We start from the raw sequence: 14,437 nt of genomic DNA on the forward strand, positions 1-14,437 counted from the left end.
TCCCAGGGTCGGAGGCCTTCGAGCACCATGCCGCCGTTCCCAGGAGAGCACCCGTGCGTGAGCACCTCGCACGACGAGCCGCCGACGAACTCCGGCGCAGTGTCGGGCGCCGCACCTTCTGCCGTGCCGCCGCTGGGGTGGGCGCCGTCGGCACCGTCACCGGAGTCGGGATGAGCGCCGCCGCAGCGGCCGCGGACGACCCCGCCTCCGCCGGAGCCGCGCACTCCTCCCCGGGCGGCCGCACCGGGTTCCGCGGCCGGATCCTCCAGCCCGGGCAGGGCAGGATCCCCGGCGAGCACTACCTGGGCTCCGACGTCGACGAGGTCCTGTGGGGTTACGTGCCGTCCGTGGACGCCGAACCGACGCTGCGCATGCGCTCCGGGCAGACCGTCACCATCGACGCCGTCTCCCACGAGGGCATCCTCGAGGACCAGGGGCGGGATCCTGTCGCGTATTTCGCCGAGCAGGGGGTCCCGCGCTCCCAGGTGCTCGACGACGTGGTCCGGATCGCCCGCGACTACGACCGCACCGAGCGGGACTTCGACCGGGACGGGCCGCACGTGGTCACCGGCCCGGTCTTCGTGGAGGAGGCGCGGCCCGGCGACGTCCTCAAGATCGAGACGCTGCACGCGGACCTCCGCGTGCCCTACGGGGTCGTGTCCAGCAGGCACGGCAAGGGCACCCTGCCCCGGGCCTCCGACGGCGGAGCTCCCGCCGGCATCACCCTCGACGAGGTCATGCCTCCCGTGGCGCTGGACCGCCGGGCCGGCGGCGACCCCGGGGCCTACGGCAACGTCTCGGTGTTCACGCCCGTCGACCACGGGCACGGCGTGATGGCCGGCGGAGCGGTCCGGTTCCCGCTGCGGCCGTTCATGGGCATGATGGGCGTCGCCCGGGCCCGGGGCGCCGGCCCCACCGACGACCTGCTGAACTCGATCCCGCCCACCCTCGGGGGCGGCAACATCGACATTCGCCACCTCGGCGTGGGTTCCACCTTCTACCTGCCCGTGCACGCCGACGGCGCCCTCTTCTACGTGGGCGACCCGCACATGGCCATGGGCGACGGGGAGGTCGCGCTCACCGCCATGGAGGGCTCGCTGCGCGGGACCTTCCGGCTCACGGTCTGCCGGGCGGGGGAGGGGGACGCGCCGGCGGTGGCCCACCGCTATCCGTTCGCGGAGACCGCCGAGCACTGGATCCCCATCGGGCTCTCCGACCCGGACGGCGCGGCGAACGGGCAGGTCACGGACCTGGACGTGGCCATGCGCCGGGCCGTCGTCAACGCCCTGGACTTCCTGGAGCAGGAGCGGGGCATGGAGCGGGCCGTGGCCTACGCCTACCTCTCCGCGGCCGCCGACTTCGCGATCTCCCAGGTGGTCGACCGGACCGTGGGCGTGCACGGGCTGATCCGCAAGGCCGACTTCGGGCAGCCGGCGGGCCGGTGAACGGCCGGGTCAGTCCTCCCGCCCGGACCAGCGCCCCCGAAGCCGCCGGTACAGGGCGAACGTGCCGAGGTAGGCGAGCGCGGCGAGCACGACCGTCGGCAGCCACTCCTGGGCGTCCAGGGACGTCAGCAGCACGCCGGCCGAGGTCAGCACGAGGGCGCTCACGAGCAGCAGTGCGACGATCGTCTTCATGCCGGTGTCCTTCCGGGGCGGTCGGCGAGGGGGCGCCTCCAGGGTAGCCGCCCGGCCGGCCGCGTCCCGCCCGCCGGCGGTGCGGATCGCGCCGTGGTCGCCGCCCCCGCCGGCACCCCTCTGCCCGGCCGGCGGGCCCGGAGCCGGGGCTCCGGGCCCGCACCGGTCAGTGGGTCGGGAAGCCCAGGTTGATCTGGGACTCCGAGGGCTCGGGCCACCGGGTGGTGGTGAGCTTGCGGCGGGTGTAGAAGTTGAACGACTCGGGCCCGTACATGTGGGTGTCGCCGAACAGCGAGCTCTTCCAGCCGCCGAACGAGAACGCGCCGATGGGCACCGGGATCGGCACGTTGACGCCGACCATGCCGACCTCGATCTCGTACTCGAACTGCCGGGCGGTCTTGCCGTCCCGGGTGAACACCGCGACGCCGTTGGCGTACTGGTTGCGGTTGATCAGCCGCACGGCGTCGTCGAAGGAGTCGACCCGCACCACGGAGAGCACCGGGCCGAAGATCTCCTCGTCGTAGACCTTCATGCCGGGCATCACGTGGTCGATGAGGGAGACGCCGGTGAAGAACCCGTTGCCCTCGAACTCCTTCTTCGTCCCGTCCACCACCACGGTGGCGCCCTCGGCCGCGGCGCCGGTCACGTAGCCGTTGACCCGCTCGAGGGCCTGCGGGGTGATCAGCGGGCCCATCTCGGAGGCGGGGTCGGTGCCCGGGCCGATGGTCAGCGTCGAGACGCGCTCGCTGATCTTCTCGATCAGCGGGTCCGCGACGTCGCCGACGGCCACGAGCACCGAGACCGCCATGCAGCGCTCCCCGGCGGAGCCGTACGCGGCGGAGACCGCGGCGTCGGCGGCGCCGTCGAGGTCGGCGTCGGGCATGACGACCATGTGGTTCTTGGCCCCGCCCAGGGCCTGGACCCGCTTGCCGTTGGCGGCGGAGGTCTCGTAGATGTACTTGGCGATCGGGGTCGAGCCCACGAAGGACACGGCCTTCACGAGCGGGTTGGTCAGCAGCTCGTCCACGGCGGCCTTGTCCCCGTGCACGACGTTGAGCACGCCCGGGGGCAGGCCGGCCTCGGCGAAGGCCTCCGCGATCCACACCGCGGCGGAGGGGTCCCGCTCGGAGGGCTTGAGGACCACGGTGTTGCCGGCGGCGATCGCGGTGGTGATCATCCACAGCGGGACCATGGCCGGGAAGTTGAACGGGGTGATGCACGCGACCACGCCCACGGGCTGGCGGGTCTGGTGCACGTCCACGCCGGTGGCGGCCTGCTCGAGGAACTCGCCCTTCATGTGGTGCATCAGGCCTGCGCAGAACTGCACGTTCTCGAGGCCGCGGGCGATCTCTCCGGCGGCGTCGGAGACCACCTTGCCGTGCTCGGCCGTGATGATCTCGGCGAGCTCCGGGGTGCGCTCCCGGATGATGTTCTCGAGCTTGAACATGATCGTGGTCCGCTTGGACATGCTCGTCTCGCGCCAGCCGCGCAGCGCGGCCTCGGCGGCCTCGACGGCGGTCGCGACCTCCTCGGCCGAGGCGAGCAGCACCTCCTTGGCCTGCTCGCCGGTCGCCGGGTTCCAGACGGGCGCGGTGCGCTCGGAGCCGCCCTGCCGCTTGCCGTCGATGAAGTGCTCGATGACGTCGCCCGTGCTCCGCGGCTCCGGCGCGCCCTGACGGGCGGCCTCCCGCGCCGCGGTCTCGGCGCTCTGCTTGGTGTCCTGCATGATGGTCTCCTCGTTGAGTGTTGTCAGCGGTGGATGGTGCCGGCGCCGGCTCAGGCCTTCTCGGGGTCCCAGCCGGCGATCCTGCCGTCCGGCGCGGCGTACTTGGTGATGAGGGAGCAGTCCTTGTCCCCGAGGCCCTCGTCGAGGAGCTGCTGCAGCTTCTCCGTCACGAGCTTCGCGGCGGGCAGGTGCACACCGGTCTGCTCGCCCGCCATGAGCGCGAGGCCGGCGTCCTTGGCGGCGAGGGCCGCGCTGAACGTGGCCTCGAAGTTGTTGTTGGCGGCGGCGGTGTCCACGATCCCGGGCACCGGGTACCAGGTCTGCAGCGCCCAGGAGTTGCCGGAGGACACCGAGGCGATGTCCCAGAACACCTGCGGGTCCAGGCCCAGCCGGTCGGCGAGCACGGAGCCCTCCGCGCAGGCCTCGAGGCAGATGAACAGCATCATGTTGTTCACGATCTTCGCGGCCTGGCCCGTGCCGGCGTCCCCCGTGGCGACGATCCTGCCGGCCATGGGCTCGATGAACCCGCGGGCGGCCTCGACGTCGTCGGGCCTCCCGCCGATCATGAACGTCAGGGTGCCCGCCGCGGCGCCGCTGATCCCGCCGGAGACTGGCGCGTCCACGAAGCGGAAGCCGGCATGCTCCGCGGCCTCGTGCAGGGCCATGGCCGACTCGACGTCGATCGTGGAGCTGTCGACGAGCAGCGCGTCCTCCGGGGCCAGGGCGATCACGCCGCCGTCCCCGAGGTAGACGGCGCGGGCGTGCTCGCCCTTGGGGAGCATGGTGAACACGACCTCGGCGCCCTGCAGGGCCTCGGCCACCGAGTCGAAGGTCTGCACGCCCTTCTCGCGGGCGGCGGCCATGGCATCGGCGCTGACGTCGTGGCCGCGGACGTCGTGGCCGGCCGCGACCAGGTTCGCGGACATCGGCCCGCCCATGTGGCCCAGGCCGATCCAGGTGATGGTCGTCATCGTCGGTTCCCTTCTGCGGTGCTGTGGTGGGTGTCGTCGTGCCGGTCCCGGAACGTGGGATGCGCCCAGGTACGGAACGCGAGGGGCGCGGTCCGTACCTGGGCGCGGTCTGGGGCGGTGCGGATCAGGCGTTCCGCTCCCGGGCTTCCTTCTCCTCGGAGAGCCGGCGCCGGTCCTCGGCGTCGACGTCCTGGAGGGAGATGCCCTTGGTCTCGCGCAGCGTCGCCACGGCGAACAGCGTGATGAGGCAGGCGATGGAGATGTAGATGGCGATCGGCACCCACGAGTTGAACTCGCGCAGCAGGGCGGTGGCGATGATCGGGGCCAGCGAGCCGGCCACGATCGAGGTCACCTGGTAGCCGAGCGAGACGCCGGAGTAGCGCATCCGGGTCGGGAACATCTCCGCCATGATCGCCGGCTGCCCGGCGTACATCAGCGCGTGGATCATGAGGCCCAGGGTGATGGCCGCCAGGATGATGAAGCTGTTGTCGGTGTTGAACATCGGGAAGGCGATGAAGGCCCAGACGATGCCCAGCGCGGCGCCGGTGCCGTACAGCGGGCGGCGGCCCACCTTGTCGGTGAGGCGGCCGACGATCGGCACGCAGATCGCGTGGATCACGTGGGCGATGAGCAGCAGGAGCAGGATCCGGCTGGTGTCCACGTCGCGCTGGGTGGAGAGGTAGGTGATCGAGAAGGTCACCACCACGTAGTAGAGGATGTTCTCCGCGAAGCGCAGGCCCATGGCGCCGAAGACGCCGCGGGGGTAGCGGCGGAAGACCTCGCCCACGCCGTAGGCGGCGGACTTCTCCTCGAGGACCTCCTTCTGGGCCTCCTTGAAGATCGCGGCGTCCGTCACGTGGGTGCGGATGTAGTAGCCGATGGCCACGATGACGATCGACAGCCAGAAGCCGACGCGCCAGCCCCAGGAGAGGAAGGCCTCCTCGGAGAGGGTGAAGGACAGGGTCAGCAGCACGACGGTGGCGAGCAGGTTGCCCAGGGGCACCGCGGCCTGCGGGAAGCTGGACCAGAAGCCGCGCTCCTTGTTGGGGGAGTGCTCGGCCACGAGCAGGACGGCCCCGCCCCACTCACCGCCCACCGCGAAGCCCTGCACGAAGCGCAGGACCACGAGCATGGCCGCGGCCCAGTAGCCGATCTGGTCGTATCCGGGCAGGCAGCCCATGAGGAAGGTGGCGGCGCCGACCATGACGATCGAGATCTGGAGCAGGTGCTTGCGGCCGTACTTGTCGCCGAAGTGGCCGAAGACGATGCCGCCCAGCGGGCGGGCGATGAAGCCGACGGCGTAGATCAGGAACGCCTTGAGGATACCGTCCAGCGGGTTGCCGGTGTCGACGAAGAACAGCTGGCCGAAGACCAGGGTGGAGGCGGTGGCGAAGAGGAAGAACTCGTACCACTCGACGACCGTGCCGGCCATCGAGGCCGCGACGACCTTCTTCAGGCCGCCCCGGTTCTCGGGGGAGTCATTGGGGTCTGCCGAGGCGGCGACCCGATCCGGATGGCTCATAGGGGGTCTCTCCTGTGCTGGTGGAACGGTGACGGTGGTCACAGCGCTTCGCTCCCAGTCTGGTGATCCGGAGCACCCTTCACAATGACCATGCGCCCACGGCGCCTGTGCAAAAATGCACAGGTGGTCCGGCGGCGCGCCCGCGCCGCGCCGCGGTCCGCTCGTGTTCCCGCCTCCGCGTTCTCACCACGCTGGTCCCAGCACCCCGTTCTCGCGTCCCGTTCCCATCTGCCCGCTCCCCGAGGAGAAGCCCCTTGTCCCACGGCGCCGACGACCTCCTGCTCCTGCTCGCGGTCGTCCGGCACGGCTCCTACGCCGGGGCCGCCGCGGACCTGGGCCTGAACCACACCACCGTCTCCCGGCGCATGGCCGGGCTCGAGAAGACCGTGGGCGCCCGGCTGCTCGTGCGCTCCGGGGACATGTGGGAGCCCTCCGAGCTGGGCCGGAAGTTCGTGGCCGCCGGCGAGGAGATCGAGCTCGCCCTCGGCTCCCTGCCCCTCGGGCCGGGCGACCGGCGCGCCTCCCTGGGCGGCGTGGTGCGGGCGCTGGCCCCGGACGGGTTCGGGGCCGTGGTCATGGGCCGGGCCATGCGCCGGCTGCTCGAGCGTCACCCCGGGCTGCGGCTGGAGATGATCAACGCGGCCCGGCGGGCCCAGACGAACCCGGTGGGCATCGACCTGGAGGTCGTCGTCGGGCGCCCGGAGGTCTCCCGCAAGGAGGCCTTCCACCTGGCCGACTACTCCCTGGGCGTCTACGCCTCCCGGGAGTACCTGGCCGCCCACCCGCCGATCCGCACCCCGGACCAGGTGCAGGACCACCCGCTGATCTACTTCGTGGAGTCCATGCAGGACGTCGCCGAGCTCGACACCCCCCGCCGGCACTTCGCGCGGATGCGGCAGGGGGTGGGCGCCACGTCGTCGCTGGTGCACGTGGAGCTGACCCGCTCCGGGGCGGGTGTGGGCCTGCTGCCGTGCTACCTGGCCGAGCGGACCGAGGGTCTCGTGCGGCTGTTCCCGGAGGAGCTGCACTTCCCCGTGGAGTACTGGATGGTCTCCCGCACCGACATCCTGCGCCGGCCCGCCGTGAAGGCGGTGATCACCGCGATCCTGGCCGTGATCCAGGACATGCGGGAGGAGCTGGAGGCGGCGCCCCGCTGACGTCACCGCACCTGGATCGACACCTCGTCCGACTCCACGGTGCCGAGCCACACCCCGGCCGGCATCCCGGCGTCGGCGTCGTCGTCGAGGTCCTCGCGGCCGAGGGCCGACCGGTAGGCGGCCGAGACGCGGTACGTGCCGGGCTCGCTGAGGTCGAAGTAGTCGACGAGGTCGACCTCGGAGCCGGCGGAGTGGGCGGGGGCGATCGTGGCGACGTCCTCCGCCCCGGGACGGCCCAGGTTCACACGGGCCCCGAACGGGAGAGGCTCGCCCTGCGGGCCGATCACCGAGAACGTGAGCTCGCCCGGACCGCCCGGGGAGCTCACGGCGAGCCGGGCGTTGACGGTGACGGGGTCCTCGCCGTCGTTGACCAGGAGCACGCGCACGGGAACGTCGTCGTCGACGCCGTAGGTGCTCCGGAACGGTTCGAGCACGAGTCGCAGCTGGGTCACGGTCGGTCCTCTCGGTGGTGTGCTGAAGCGTTGATGTGCTGCAGCGGTGGTCTCCTGGAACGGTGGTCTCCTACAGCGGGCTGAACCCCAGCCGGACGTCCGGGCCGACCGCCTCCCGAACGATCGCATGCGCGGCGACATACCGGTCGTTCAACGCGCGCCGGCCGGCCCGGTCGACGTCGATCCAGTGCTCGAAGTGCAGCCGGCGCCACGCCTCGCGCATCTGCCGCGGGTCGGCGAACATCCCGGTCGTGCGCGAGTTCTCGATCTCGTGCAGGTAGGCGTCCACCTCCTGGCGGTGCTCCAGCCAGTCGTTCTGCCCGGACAGCGGGTCCTCGGCGGAGTTGATCCGCTGGAACTGCTCCACGTGCCGGTACTCGTGGAGCACCGAGCTGTACAGCAGCGGCAGGCCACGGCGGAAGGCGTTCGGTCCGAGGCGCACCCGGGTGGGGTTCGCGACGCGCCGGCCCTCGACGAGCCGGAACCTCGGCACCGTCGCGGCTCCCTCACCGGCCAGGCCGGCGTCGTAGCGCATCCGCCCGCCGCGCAGCAGGGCCCGGTTGATGGTGCCGTCCTCCACGAGCGCGTCCACGAGGAGGTTCAGGGCCTGCTGCCTCCGGTTCGCGGTCAGGGCGTCCCGGATCCTCGTCGCCACCGCCAGGGTGAGCCCGGGGGAGGCCGTGTCCTCGATGAACTCCGTCAGGTCGAGATCGGGTGGCGCCGGCTGCCGCTGCGCCACGTGCTCCGCGACGTGCTCAGCGACCGCGGCGTTGCCCACCGCCCGCTGCAGCGCGGTGAGACCGGCGACGGTCAGGCGCACCTGCGCGGACCGGTCGGCGGCGCGGACGGCGCTCGCCGTGCCGACCGTCCCGTGCTCGAGCCGGTCGTCCCGCTCGCCCGTCCACGAGTGCGGGTGGACGCGCTCCACGGCGGCCGGGACCGCGGTCCCGGGCGGGCCCGCGCGCTGGACGGGCGCCGGCGGCGCCCCCGCGGCTCCCTGGGCCGGCGTTCCCGCCCCGCCCGGGCCCGCGGGGACGGCGGGCGGGCCGAGCAGCACCTCCCGCAACGCGGTGGCGTGCGCCTCCAGCTCCGCCGCCCGGTGCGGGTCGCCGACCGCGCCGGTGGAGGTGTACTGCTCGGCGACCTCCACGGTGAACACGCCGATCCCCTGCGAGGGCCCCCACTGGCCCAGCGAGTGGCCCTTCGCGTTCTCCCGCTTCATCTGCTCCTTGGCCGTCTTCGGGTCCTGGCCGGGATACAGGCTCGAGAACGTCGTGCCACGCTTGTTCCCCGCGACCCGGGCCCCGAGCGCCTCCGCCCGCTTGGCCGCCTCGATGGCCAGCCGGTCGGTCTCCGTGGCCAGGGGTCCGGGCGCCACACTCGCCTGCGGGTCGGAGAACACCCCGGCCTTGTCCAGGTCCTTCTGCGCGTGGATGGAGATCAGCCGCTGCGGGGAGAAGGCCGTGATCAGGGCCATCAGGGCGAGGTTGCCCGGTTCCACGGGGCGGCCCTTGGCGTCGACGGGCTTGTCGAGGTCGAGGTCCGCGCCCGGGGCCGGGAACTGGCGGTTGGGATCGACCTGACCGGTGGTCGACCGGTGCGGGTCACCGGCCTTGTTGCGCAGCTCGCGGTACTTCTTCAGGGTGATCGTGCCCTGGTCCTTGGCGAGCTTCGCCTCCCAGGCCGCGCGTGAGGCCACGTTGTCCGGGAAGAGCCGGGGGACGATCACCACGGTGAAGAAGGGTTTGTGCACCCGGAGCTGGGCGAGCAGCCGGTCGGCGACCTCGACGCCGGACTGCTCGGAGCCGTGGACCCCCGCGATCACCAGGGCCACGTCGGCGATCTGGCCGGGGATGTGGTGGGCCCGGATCGGCTGCTTGAGGGTGTCGACCCCCATCACGAAGTCCAGGTCTCCCTGGAGGCCGAGCAGCGCACGGATGGCCTGGAATCCGCGCACCAGCCAGGCCCGTGCCTGCATGTCCTTGGCCTGGTCCGCGGAGCGCTGGAGCGGCAGCGGGTCCGCCGCGCGGCGCACCGCCGGGCCCCCGGTGCGCCCGGTGGACAGCAGCGAGGTGGTGGCCCTGTTGCCCACGGTCGCCTGCACCGGGACCGGGTTCGTCCGCGCCGGGGCCGGGGGGCGGACAGGCCGGGCCCTGCGGTCCTCGAAGGACCCGTCGGCGTGCGCGGGCAGCATGCCCGAAGCGTAGGCACCGGGACCGCGGGGGGCCAGGGTGCCGGGACGGCCCAATGGGCACGGCGGATGGTGTGAAGGGGCAGATCGGAGGACGGCCCCGGTCGAACGGCTCTCGACTCCTGCCGAGCAGGACCGGGACGGCCGGCCGCGGCGAAGGGGTCCGCCGAGCGCACGCACCGGGCGCAGGCACTGAACGGTGTCGCTGAACACCTCGTTGCGGCGGTACGGTGAACCGGGTCACACCCGTCCCGAGACCGGAGGTCATGCCGTGAAGATCCGTGGAGCAGTCCTGGAGGCCATGGGCGCCGACGCCCCCTACGCCGAGTCGAAGCCCCTGCGCATCGAGGAGCTCGAGCTCGGCGAGCCCGGCCCCACGGAGCTGCTCGTGCGCATGACGGCGGCCGGGGTCTGCCACTCGGACCTGTCCGTGGTCAACGGGAACCGGCCGCGGCCCCTGCCGATGCTGCTGGGGCACGAGGCCGCCGGCGTGGTCGAGTCCGTGGGCTCCGCCGTCACGGACCTGGCCGAGGGCCAGCACGTGGTCATGGCGTTCCTGCCGCGCTGCGGGAAGTGCGCGGCGTGCGCCACCGAGGGGCGGCTGCCGTGCTCGGTGGGCTCGAAGGCCAACGCGGCCGGCACCCTCATGGAGGGCTCGATGCACCTGACCGGCCCGCACGGGCAGGTCTTCCACCACCTGGGGGTCTCCGGGTTCGCGACCCACGCCGTGGTGGACCGGCGCTCCGTGGTGCCCGTGGGCGAGGACGTCCCGGCCGCGATCGCCGCGGTCATGGGGTGCGCGGTGCTCACCGGGGGAGGGGCCGTGATCAACGCGGCACGCGCCACCCCCGACGACGCCGTGGCGGTGGTCGGCCTCGGCGGTGTGGGGCTGGCGGCGCTGCTGGTGGCCAAGGCGGTCGGCTGCCGGCGCGTGATCGCGGTCGACGCGCTGCAGGAGAAGCTGGAGCTGGCCCGGGAGTTCGGCGCCGACGAGACGCTCACCCCGGACGAGCTGGTGGCACTCGAGGAGAAGCCGCGCGTGGTCATCGAGGCGGCCGGGCACCCGCGGGCGTTCGAGACCGCGTTCAACGCGACCGGTCCGGGCGGGGTGACCGTGACCGTGGGTCTGCCCGCGCCGGGGGCGATGTCGCAGATCGAGCCGCTGAAGCTCACCGCCGAGGCCAAGCAGATCATCGGCAGCTACCTGGGCTCGGCCGTGCCGGCAGTGGACATCCCCAAGTACGAGCAGATGTGGCGCGACGGCGTGCTGCCGCTGGAGAAGCTGATCACCGCGCATATCGAGCTGGAGCAGATCAACGAGGCCATGGACGAGCTGGACGCGGGGCGGGCGGTGCGGCAGGTGATCGAGTTCTAAAGCTCGCTCTCTGGGGCTGGTGACTCTAGCTGAGGGGCGCCACCGTGCTCGCGGCCGAGAACACGGTGGAGGGCATCGGGCGGTGCAGTTTCCAGATGATCGACATGGGCTTAGACCCTTCGTGCGACACGTAGTCGACAGGACCCAAGAAGACGTATGGCGAGGTCCCAGCCTCCTGCGTCGGGGACTCGCGGACGAACAGCATGATGTGGCTGTCCTGCGTGGTGTGGTGCCGATACCGCTGTCCCGCTGAGGACTCCGGGGTTGTCTGGTTCTGCGACTCCCAGTGGAAGAGCGTCTGGGAGATGGCGTAGTCCTTGTACATGGTGTTGGGCGAGAAGTCTTTCTCCGACTTGTGGAGCGTGACGAGCAGCGCTTCGCATCGCGAGGACGGAATCCAGGACACTCCTTCGCGCACAGTGCCGGGAGTGCGCTGCCCTTCTTCTCCCATGCCCAGACCGGCCAGAAGCTCTTCCCGGGTGTAGTGCGCATGGGTCTGCAGGGTAATGTCGGCGTAGCACTGCCCCAGCGGCCGGGGCAAATTGCGTGCCTTGTCGGCTGTGACGTCGATGAGCTGCGTCAGCTCGTCCCCAATGATGGCGTACGACCGGAGCAACTCGAGGCCATTCTCCAGATCGGCAGGCCCGCCGCTCTTCGGACCCTGCGGCCAGAAAGAGTAGTAGAGCATGCGTGCCATCCGCTGCTCCCTGAGCGGCAGAGACGATACCGGCGGTGCATCCGCTCGGAGCAGCATTTCATATGACCGGAGACGGGCAGGGTCATCCACGTTCAGGAACGCCTTGGCGCGCTGCAGCAAACCGAGGACTTCCACCTCCTGATTCTCGGCGGGCCAGAGGACATCGGGGACCAGTCCACCGGCGCGACGCAAGGTGTTCCAGGTTGTCGGCCGACCGTCAAACTTGTTCCGTCGGTAGATGTCCGAGGCATCAGAGAGGGTATCCGTCAGGTACTGATGTAGGGTGTACGACTCCGGCGACGGTTGCTGCGCCGCCAGATCCCTGATTTCTTCGACCACCTGCCGGGTCGTCAGGCGCAGCTGACGCTTCACGTTGTTGAGCACGAGGGACTGGGCAACCGCATCGAAGACGATTTGAGTTCCAGAGGGGAGAAAGGGAAAGCCTTCCTCCAGGTCCTTGGCCAGACGCGTCCGGCTCGACCCCGTCACGGCACGATATTTCAGGTCGAACCGGAACTCTCGGTGCTGAAATCCGATGAAATCCAGGACGGTCAGTACGGGCTTGTCGGGAGCCAGCCGCAGACCGCGTCCCAGTTGCTGCAGGAACAACGTGGATGACTGCGTTGGTCGCAGCATGAGAATGGTGTCGACCTGCGGAATGTCGAGACCTTCATTGAACAGATCGACGGCAAAGACGGCACGCAGTTCTCCGCGCTGCAGCGCCTTGAGGGCAGTCCGCCGTTCGTCGCTGGAGCTCTCCCCGGACAACGCCGCGGACGGCAGCCCGGTTTCCGTGAAATTTCGTGCCATGTACTCCGCATGCTTGACGGAGACGCAGAAACCAATGGCTTTCATGCGATGCGGATCGAGCACTTTGTCATTGAGAGCCTGCAGCACCTTGGCGGTACGTGCCTCATTGCCCGTGTAGATCGCATCCAGGTCTTTGTCCTCGTAACGGCCCCGCCGGAACTGGAGAGCCGACAGGTCAACGCCGTCTGATACGCCGAAATAGTGGAAGGGTGTCAGCAACTGCTGATCGAGGGCATCCCACAGGCGCAGTTCGCTGGCAATGCGGCCTTCGAAAAACCCCTCCGCGACATTGACGCCATCGCCGCGCTCTGGAGTAGCGGTGAGTCCCAGGAGCTCCTGGGGGTTGAAGTGCTCAATGATTTTCCGGTAGGTCGGAGCGTCGGCATGGTGGAACTCGTCGATGACCACCACGTCGAAGGCATCGGCGGCGAAGCGGTCCAGGATCCTGGCGTTGAGGGACTGAATCGACGCAAAGACGTGCTTGCCTCGAACCGGCTGATAGCCGTCCACCATGAGCTCACCGAAGGCGCCGTCACGCAGCACAGTGGCGTAAGTCTGACGTGCCTGCTCGAGAATCTCTCTGCGGTGGGCTACAAATAGCAGTGAGAGGTCACCTAGGGTGCCAGCCTGAAGTCGGCGATAGTCCAGAGCCGCCACGATGGTCTTCCCGGTGCCTGTCGCGGCGACGACGAGGTTGCGGTGACGGTCGTGAATCACGCGCTCCGCTTCCACCTCCTGGAGCATTTGAGCCTGATAAGGGTAGGGCTGGACATCGAGGTGGGCAATAGATACGTCCGAAGACACCCGCCCGCCGCCTTCGGCTAGGGCAGTCGCCAGGCGCTCGCCGTCATCGTCCGGGTTGTAGGGCTCAAATCCCTCCGAAGCCCAGTAGCTCTCGAATGTCGCCTCGAATTTCTGCAGGAGTGCCGGCGTCGCGACGGAGGAAAGGCGCACGTTCCACTCGAGGCCGTCGAGCATGGCGGCATGTGACAGGTTTGAGCTGCCGACGTAGGCGGTGCTGAATCCCGTATTGCGGTGGAACATCCATGCCTTGGCGTGAAGGCGAGTATTTCGGGTTTCGTAGCTGATGCGGACCTCCGCGCCATACTTGTGCGCTAACGCGTTAATCGCCTTGGCGTCGCTAGCGCCCATGTACACGGTGGTGAGCACCCGGAAGGGCACGCCGCGGTCCTTCAAGTCCTGCAGTTCCTTGTCCATGACATGGAGCCCGGACCATTTCACAAAGGCGATGAGGAGGTCCACACGATCGGCGCTCTCTAACTCCTTGGCAATTTCGCGGCCCACCTGCGGCTCGTGCGGAGTGTTAGTGAGAAGAGCTGCGTCCGACAAGGGAGTCGCTGGCTTTCGAGGAACCCTTCCACGCTCGGAAACGACAGAGAGCAGCTGTCGGGGACCGGGAGCAATGCGCAGTGCTGCGTCCGGATCGCGGTCCAAGAGACCCAGAATGCGATTGACTTCGTCTACGCGGGTCGCTGCTGGGAGCGACTCCAAGTGCACCTGGATGCGATCCGCCAGGTAGCGGCCCAAGACGTGGGGGCTGTCCGCATCGTCAACTTTGTCAAGCACCGCCCTCCCCAGTGGCAGGGCGGCAAGCTGCCGTAAGAGTTCGGAATCCTCGAGATGCTCGTACAAACCCGGGGAAAGCTGCTCGAAGACGGTGGATTGCGGATGGCCCATAAGTGCAGCCTAAACGGGTTCCGTTGTTTGACATCGATCACGAAACGCATAACGGTCGCACTTCGATGGTGGCCGGGATTCTCTCGACACCGTAACCAATTTCAACCTGCTGGCCGATGAAGGGGCGATCGCCCGTCAGCGGTTCCTCGTGATCCTCGACGAGCTGTGGAAAACCCTGGCCGCCGGGCCCAGCATCGTCGA

At 69.9% G+C, this 14,437-nt stretch carries 10 protein-coding genes; 3 read left to right on the forward strand and 7 right to left on the reverse strand.

Annotation, left to right across the window (positions count from 1 at the left end):
* Positions 1 to 53: 53 nt before the first annotated feature.
* A complete protein-coding gene (locus ACH9EU_RS13355; RefSeq protein ID WP_396414403.1) occupies positions 54 to 1,445 on the forward strand; it encodes an acetamidase/formamidase family protein in 1,392 nt (463 codons plus the stop codon).
* Between the two features lie 9 nt (positions 1,446 to 1,454).
* Here ACH9EU_RS13355 and ACH9EU_RS13360 read toward each other — a convergent pair whose 3' ends face one another.
* The 4 genes from ACH9EU_RS13360 to ACH9EU_RS13375 all read right to left on the reverse strand — a co-directional run bounded on the left by ACH9EU_RS13360 (position 1,455) and on the right by ACH9EU_RS13375 (position 5,856).
* A complete protein-coding gene (locus ACH9EU_RS13360; protein WP_396414404.1) occupies positions 1,455 to 1,637 on the reverse strand; it encodes a hypothetical protein in 183 nt (60 codons plus the stop codon).
* 166 nt (positions 1,638 to 1,803) lie between these two features.
* On the reverse strand, positions 1,804 to 3,363 hold the full coding sequence (locus ACH9EU_RS13365; RefSeq protein WP_396414405.1) for a CoA-acylating methylmalonate-semialdehyde dehydrogenase: 1,560 nt from the start codon (positions 3,361 to 3,363) through the stop codon (positions 1,804 to 1,806).
* A gap of 50 nt (positions 3,364 to 3,413) precedes the next feature.
* Entirely contained in the window at positions 3,414 to 4,334 is a 921-nt protein-coding gene (gene mmsB, locus ACH9EU_RS13370) for a 3-hydroxyisobutyrate dehydrogenase (RefSeq protein ID WP_396414406.1), read from the reverse strand.
* A 124-nt stretch (positions 4,335 to 4,458) separates the two neighbouring features.
* On the reverse strand, positions 4,459 to 5,856 hold the full coding sequence (locus tag ACH9EU_RS13375; protein WP_396414407.1) for an MFS transporter: 1,398 nt from the start codon (positions 5,854 to 5,856) through the stop codon (positions 4,459 to 4,461).
* A gap of 254 nt (positions 5,857 to 6,110) precedes the next feature.
* On the opposite strand from ACH9EU_RS13375, the gene ACH9EU_RS13380 reads away from it, so the two are divergent.
* Positions 6,111 to 7,013 carry a LysR substrate-binding domain-containing protein gene (locus ACH9EU_RS13380; RefSeq protein WP_396414408.1) on the forward strand — a complete coding sequence of 301 codons (903 nt, stop codon included), beginning with the start codon at positions 6,111 to 6,113 and terminating at the stop codon, positions 7,011 to 7,013.
* Positions 7,014 to 7,015: 2 nt separating this feature from the next.
* Here ACH9EU_RS13380 and ACH9EU_RS13385 read toward each other — a convergent pair whose 3' ends face one another.
* Both ACH9EU_RS13385 and ACH9EU_RS13390 read right to left on the reverse strand, forming a co-directional pair.
* Positions 7,016 to 7,465, reverse strand: a complete 450-nt coding sequence (locus ACH9EU_RS13385; RefSeq protein ID WP_396414409.1) for a hypothetical protein — start codon at positions 7,463 to 7,465, stop codon at positions 7,016 to 7,018.
* Positions 7,466 to 7,535: 70 nt separating this feature from the next.
* On the reverse strand, positions 7,536 to 9,659 hold the full coding sequence (locus tag ACH9EU_RS13390) for a hypothetical protein (RefSeq protein ID WP_396414410.1): 2,124 nt from the start codon (positions 9,657 to 9,659) through the stop codon (positions 7,536 to 7,538).
* A gap of 268 nt (positions 9,660 to 9,927) precedes the next feature.
* Between ACH9EU_RS13390 and ACH9EU_RS13395 the strand changes: the two genes are divergently transcribed.
* Positions 9,928 to 11,031 carry a zinc-binding dehydrogenase gene (locus ACH9EU_RS13395; RefSeq protein ID WP_396414411.1) on the forward strand — a complete coding sequence of 368 codons (1,104 nt, stop codon included), beginning with the start codon at positions 9,928 to 9,930 and terminating at the stop codon, positions 11,029 to 11,031.
* A 25-nt stretch (positions 11,032 to 11,056) separates the two neighbouring features.
* Here ACH9EU_RS13395 and ACH9EU_RS13400 read toward each other — a convergent pair whose 3' ends face one another.
* Positions 11,057 to 14,236, reverse strand: coding sequence for a DUF3427 domain-containing protein (locus ACH9EU_RS13400; RefSeq protein WP_396414412.1), 3,180 nt, complete (start codon positions 14,234 to 14,236; stop codon positions 11,057 to 11,059).
* Positions 14,237 to 14,437 lie beyond the last annotated feature (201 nt).

Source organism: Kocuria rhizosphaerae, assembly GCF_044462265.1.
Classification (GTDB): domain Bacteria; phylum Actinomycetota; class Actinomycetes; order Actinomycetales; family Micrococcaceae; genus Kocuria; species Kocuria rhizosphaerae.